Consider the following 279-nt stretch of genomic DNA (forward strand, 5'->3'; position numbering starts at 1 on the left):
CGCTGTCGGTGGTGCTGCTCGCGGCGATCGCGCGACGGCTCTGGCCGGACGAGGGACTCCGGCCGTGGATGGCGCTCGCCTTCCTCGTGACGTCGAGCGAGGTGCTGATGACGTCGGGGACCGGCTACTCAATGCCGGCGCACCTCGCGCTCAACCTGCTCTGGCTGTGGCTGTACCAGCGTGGCGACGCACGGTCGTGGGGGCTGGCGCTCGCGGTGGGAGTGCTCGCGCTCGGTCTGCACAATCCGATGCCGCACGCGCTGTTCGTGGCGCGCTTTG

The 279-nt window shown here is 70.6% G+C and carries 1 protein-coding gene; it reads left to right on the top strand.

Going from position 1 to position 279, the window contains the following annotated elements; genetic code table 11:
- On the top strand, positions 1–279 hold a 279-nt coding region (locus SAZ04_RS21870; protein WP_332699641.1), incomplete at both ends, for a hypothetical protein.

The sequence above is a fragment of the Halalkalibacter lacteus genome (assembly GCF_036663595.1).
GTDB lineage: Bacteria > Bacillota > Bacilli > Bacillales > Bacillaceae_D > Halalkalibacter > Halalkalibacter lacteus.